2 protein-coding genes are annotated in these 3560 nt (G+C 33.1%); both read right to left on the reverse strand.

Annotated elements, in window-relative coordinates; all coding sequences use genetic code 11:
- Nucleotides 1-229 precede the first annotated feature (229 nt).
- The gene (locus tag HMPREF1321_RS02725) at nt 230-646 is read right to left on the reverse strand and encodes a hypothetical protein (RefSeq protein WP_034575560.1); all 417 of its coding nucleotides are present in this window, start codon (nt 644-646) and stop codon (nt 230-232) included.
- Between the two features lie 2 nt (nt 647-648).
- Nucleotides 649-3560: glycohydrolase toxin TNT-related protein (locus HMPREF1321_RS12145; RefSeq protein ID WP_009421272.1), on the reverse strand; the 2912-nt coding region annotated here is incomplete at its 5' end.

Consider the following 3560-nt stretch of genomic DNA (forward strand, 5'->3'; position numbering starts at 1 on the left):
TATGTAGTATAGATTGTTTATATTTATTATTCATATAATTATTTATTTTATTTTTGATACATTATTACTTCCAAAAAAATGACAAAAGTATCCCACACTTCATTCCCATTTGATATCAAACCTAAAATCATCTGCATTATCAGCATAAGAAATGAGGTCTTCTAATTCTAATTTTTGGAAGGTGTTATGGAATTTAGGTGGTAAATAAGACTTGATGTTTCTATTAAACTTATATATATTCTATTTCGTAAGCGTCTGACATTTGACAAATTTCCAAACTTGGTTGTTTTTCTCCTAATGAAAATACTATTAAATAAATAGAATCACAATCTATACATTTTATTGCAAAATAGAAAGTAGGTAAATTATTAATAGTGAAATGACCGAACCTCCTATAATGTATAGATGTAACTTTTGCAATTCTATTGTCTAATATTTCATTTTCAGAAAGATAATTATTCATATAAAGTTCAGAAAAAGGATACCCTGTTTCGTATGGTATGATATTAATATGGTTTTTCTTTTGGCAGTTACAACAATAAAAAGAACTTTTAATGTATGGAAACATTTCATTATTAATAAACTGTTTTTTTGTAATGTCTGCCCTTTTTTTGATTATTATTTTTTTTTCTATCTTATTCAACATAGCTATTTAATTTCTTTATTAATTAAGTATTTATATTTTCCAGAAGGACTATCTTTAATAATAACTCTTATGTATCCTTCTCTTACTAATTCGTTCCAAGTTTTAGGAAAATTTGTTTTAGGATTAATGGGTATATTCCATTTCATCTGTTTTCCTTTTCCTATTTGATTGAACCAAGGAATTATATCAGCACTATCCCCAGAAAAAGGAATATCTTTAATGATTTCTATCTCATAATAAAAATCATATTCACTCTCTAATTTATTCAAAGCTCTTTGACTAAAACTATATCTTTTACCATTGATTATAGGACTAGTAAATTCTCCTGCTAAAATGGGAGTTTCTCCCTTTAGAGTTTCTTTAATGGCATTTCCATATCGATCAAATTTCATTCCCTTTTTTAAAGAAACATTATAGATAATATTATATCCTCCATCTGCTGGTGGCCATTTTAGTTTATACGTTTTAAATAATTGCTCTAACTTATCCCACTTTTGTTGTTTATAATAATTGAAAGCTTCTCCTCTAACGGTCTTACTAAGTTTATTAAAAGTATCATACGTCTCTCCTAAATCATTTGCATTCCTAAAGAAATTAGAAGGTATACCATCAATTATTTCATCCCAAAGTCCTAATGCTTTCCAAACCTCCGCTTGCTTCTCCACTAATTGCTTTTCAGCCTGAGAAGGATTGTCTAATTGAGCTACTTCTGTTTGCCATTTTTGGTAATAACTAATAAGTTTAGCTCTTAAGTTTCCATTCTTCTGCAAAAGCTCTTTTGTAGCTTGTGGTAGGTTCTTAGCAAACTTATAGCCTGCTTGTCCAAGATTTTTAATCCCTATAACTCCTATTGCCAAGTTGTAACTGTTTACAACCTGCCCTAGAAGACTATTAGGGTCTATATCTTGCGTATTTACAACAATATTTCCCACAGCTCCTACTACTTCTGCCAGTGCCCAAGCACGACGTACCCAATGCACTTTTGTAGCCAAAGCGGTTCCTCCACTAAGCGCTATTGTTGCTACATCTAAGGTCGTAATAACACCTTTTTCTATATAGTCATTCCTTATTTTATCATTGCTATACTTTAAGAAAATAGCAGGTACTATATATACTTCATTCCCTAAATTATTCCCTTCCAATGCTGTTTGCAACAAAGGTAATTTATCCTTATCAGGAACGATAATAAGTGGCGTTAATGGAGAAACTTCAGTGATAAGCTCTCTTTGTTTGACGACATCTATTGGAACATCTCCTTTTACAAGAACTGTTTTAGAAGATTCAATCGTATAAACATCGTAAAGTTTTATATTTCCTGTAGCACTAACGTACTCTCCTTCATTTTTCTTTGATGTGGAGGAGGAATACATAAAAGAGGAATATTCACTATAACTAATAGGATTTAAGTTAAGTGTTCTTTTGGCAAAATCTTCTTCATTTTTACCCCACCTATCTTCAATAGAAGCTGGATTATGGTTAAACATCCACACCAAAGCTCCTATAAAGTTAGTATAATTCTTCTTATCGGTCAAGAAATTAACAGAGGCATCATCTATTTCCTCTATAAGATGTTTCAATAGTTTATTGCCATTGGCTTCTAAATGGGTATAAAAACGCTTGTAATCTGTTGTCTTAATCCCCGACATCAAACGGAGCAACGCTACTTCCGAATGTTCTGTAATTCTTTCCTGGCTGGCTATAATATCAAATAATTTCTCTATTTCACCATAGGTTAACCCTGATATAGCAGCCATACAATAATTGTTTACGCTCAAGGTTACCCTTTCAGGATTAGCTTCTGCTAAAAGTCCTTGCAATATTTTTCTTCCTTCATTTATTTCAGCAGTACTACATTCTTGTAAATCTCTGTCTCGTAAATGAGTGAAAAATTCCTTTCCACAAGAAGCATCTCGAACTGTATACGGTGCGATTCTCCAATAGCTTTCATTGTATTGAGCTATATATTTCTCTATGGTTTGAACAATATTTGTTGACTGCTCATCTTTCGTTTCCCAAGGAATCGTCAAATAATCATAGGTACACCCATCTTTACGACTGCGATAGATATTTACTTTGTTATTGATATTTTTAGCTTCTCTCTTTACTTTTATTGATCCTTCTGCGCCCACAAATGCTTTGGATTGTTTATCCCAATAATATTGATTACCCTGATAACTAATCTTTTGTATAGTATATTTATCTGGCGCAACTTCAATAGTAGTGTTTATTTTTTTGCCTTTAAAAAAGAATGTATCAAAAATAACACCATCAGGAGTCAATCCTAAATGAGCATTTACATTATACTCTCCTTCCCCTTGTCCTTGAAAAGCGTATAACTTCACTTTAGGGTCGTTGATTTGCTTCCAATCGCGGTAGAAGAAGTCTTGCCCCTCATTGTAATCCATTAGGGCAGAGGTTTTACCTTTGTCGGCATTTTTACCTTTGAAAGGGTGTTCGAGTTTAAAGATGCCGTGCCCCAGTTCGTGGGCTATGGTGCGTGCATTGGTGCTGTATACAAAGCCGTATTGCCCACCTAATCGCATATAGCCGTGATCGCCTGTGCCGTCGTTTACCAAAAAGATGTAATATGTGTTCTCTTTTGGCTTTCTGTTGGTTGTAAATTTAGCGATGACTGCATTTTGTTCAGGACTATAAGTAGAAAGGTCGCCAAACTCGTTTTCTGTGGGCAAAGTGCCGTTTTTGAGTTGGTCGCTAATATCAAAAGGTCTTTCAGTGGTGATATGTAGTGTTACCCCTACTTTTTCATAAATCTGCTGTACTTTAGCAATCGCCTCTTGAAGGTTTTTTCCGCTTTGAGTAGGTACTAAAGCTACATTTACTTCTTTAGGCGAGAGGTGTACTAAAATACATTTGCCAATGAGTTCTTCTTTTTTGCCCTTTTTGTCTTTCTTTT

The organism is Capnocytophaga sp. oral taxon 412 str. F0487 (assembly GCF_000271925.1).
In the GTDB taxonomy this organism is placed as follows: domain Bacteria; phylum Bacteroidota; class Bacteroidia; order Flavobacteriales; family Flavobacteriaceae; genus Capnocytophaga; species Capnocytophaga ochracea.

Coding starts and splice junctions, on each gene's coding strand:
- HMPREF1321_RS02725 (WP_034575560.1), bottom strand. CDS start 646: ATGTTGAATAAGATAGAAAAAAAAATAATAATCAAAAAAAGGGCAGAC.